The organism is Cyanobium sp. LEGE 06143 (genome assembly GCF_015207535.1).
In the GTDB taxonomy this organism is placed as follows: Bacteria; Cyanobacteriota; Cyanobacteriia; order PCC-6307; family Cyanobiaceae; genus NIES-981.
Window position 1 is genome coordinate 1 of record NZ_JADEWP010000289.1, and the last position, 2125, is coordinate 2125.

Genomic DNA, 2125 nt, shown 5'->3' on the forward strand with positions numbered 1-2125 from the left:
ATTACGACCGCCTGGAGCGGTTGCTGGGGGTTCATGGCCAGGCCGACGGCCTGCCCCAGCTCCCCGACGGCCAGTTCCTCGATCCCCTGCCCCTCACCCCGGGCGAACGGCACCTGCGCCAGGCGATCGGCCGCGAGCTGGGCCTGCCCCTGATCCACTCCCGGGGCTTCAACCTGCACCGCGGCCCCGGCTGGTGCCGCTCATCGAGCCCCGGCAGCACCCTGGCCCGGGCCGTGGCCACAGGCCGCACCGTGGTGCGCAGCGGCACCCTGGTGAGCCACCTCGTGATGGAGCCGGGCCAGGAGCGGGCCCGCGGGGTCGTGGTGGTCGACAGTCACAGCGGCGAGCGGCAGGAGCTGCAGGCGCCGCTGGTGGTGCTGTGCGCCTCCACGATCGAGACGCTGCGGATCCTGCTGCACTCCGGCGAGGCCTGCAGGCGCGGCGGGCTGATCGATCCCTCCGGCAGCCTGGGGCACTATCTGATGGACCACGTGTCCAGCAGCCGCTTCTTCTCGGTGCCCGGCCTGGCCCCGCCCCCAGAACCCGCCGAGCTCTCCGGCGCCGGCAGCTGCTTCATCCCCAACACCGTGAACCTGGATGGGGCCAGCCAGGAGGGCTTCCAGCGCGGCTACGGCCTCTGGGCGGCGGTGCAGCGCTTCGATCCGCCCAGCCTGCTGCAGCGACGCCGCGGTGAGGCCGTGGGCTTCCTGATCGGCCATGGCGAGGTGCTGCCCCGGGCCGACAACCGGGTCAGCCTGAACGGCGATCAGGTGGATGCCTGGGGGCTGCCGACGCCGCACATCTCCATGGGCTGGGGGCCGAATGAAGGCGCGATGGTGGCCCACATGCAGCAGCGCATGGAGGCCGTGGTGGCCGCGGCCGGGGGCGCGATCCGTCCGCTGGAGGATCTGTTCGTGCTGCCGCTGCTGGAGCCCTGGATCCGCTCCAGCCACGCCACCGGCCAGGGCGCCGCGCCCCCCGGCTACTACATCCATGAGCTGGGTGGCGCCCGCATGGCCGCCAGCGAGGAGGAGGGGGTGGTGAATCCCTTCAACCAGTGCTGGCGGGCCCCCAATGTGCTGGTGGTGGATGGGGCCTGCTGGCCTGGCGCCGGCTGGCAGAGCCCCACCCTCACGGCCATGGCGATCACCTGGCGAGCCTGCGAGGCCGCCACCAGGCGACTGCGCCGGGGGGACTGACCCCGGTGCCGCGGGGAACATCTGTAGCCCCTGCGTCAGGAGATAGCCACAGCGGAGCAGATCCTGTGTCTGTTGGCACAACCGCTGAGGCCCCTGGTCCGCACAATGGCGGGGCGACCTTTAACCGGGTCGGGCAAGGGAGAACGAGAGCGAAGGTTGGCGCCTTCGCTCTTTTTTTATGGGCGATTGCTGCTTCGCTCGGCGCGGCTGGCTCGCAGTGGAGGCTCTGAGTGGGCGTCGTGTTTGCGTCTCAGAGCAGGAACAGACCGTTCAGGTAGTGCTGTTGCACGCAGGCATCGGTGCAACCGTTCTGGAACAGAAATGTGKCCAGGGCCGAAGTTGTGAGGCCATGCTGATTCCAGCCCGGGTGGGTGGCGAGAAAGCGCTGCAGCGCGCTGAACACCACATCCGCCACCTCGCTCTCCAGCACCGCCGCAGACTCTTCCCTGGCGCCATCACCAGCCTCAGGCTCCTGGGCAGGGGGAGGGGTCCAGTCCATCGGCATCAGCGCTGCGGCAGTGGGGCTCAGTACGCCACATCCCCAAGCCTTCGTCAAAGCCGGGGCGCCCTGACCACGGCAGGGCATTACAGGCTGAGACGTGCTGCAGCGCAGCAGCTGTTGATCAGCTGAACCAGCAGCAGCCGACCCGGGAGCGCCCCAGCGCCACGGTGTCAAGACGACGCTGAACAGATCGCCGAAATCCCCAGCACCCCCGCCGCAACGGTCATCGGGAGCACCGTTCTGGGGAAAACCCCCTGCCAATCTGGGGAAAAGCCCCAAAACATGGGGAAAGGCTTCAATGATCAGCCTTGCTGATCTGGGGGCCTGGAGCCGCGAAGCTCCCACGCGAGACAACTGCGCCAGGTGTGGCTGGCTACGCCGTCGCGCCACCGGAGCGCAGGGTGCGGGGGCCCAGGGGGTGGTC

Annotated in this window: 2 protein-coding genes; one reads left to right on the forward strand and one right to left on the reverse strand. The window is 69.5% G+C overall.

Annotation, left to right across the window (positions count from 1 at the left end):
• Positions 1-1199: GMC oxidoreductase (locus tag IQ216_RS13635; RefSeq protein WP_193815898.1), on the forward strand; the 1199-nt coding region annotated here is incomplete at its 5' end.
• A gap of 250 nt (positions 1200-1449) precedes the next feature.
• Here the strand turns inward: IQ216_RS13635 and IQ216_RS13640 are convergent.
• On the reverse strand, positions 1450-1698 hold the full coding sequence (locus IQ216_RS13640) for a DUF2811 domain-containing protein (RefSeq protein WP_193815899.1): 249 nt from the start codon (positions 1696-1698) through the stop codon (positions 1450-1452).
• Positions 1699-2125 lie beyond the last annotated feature (427 nt).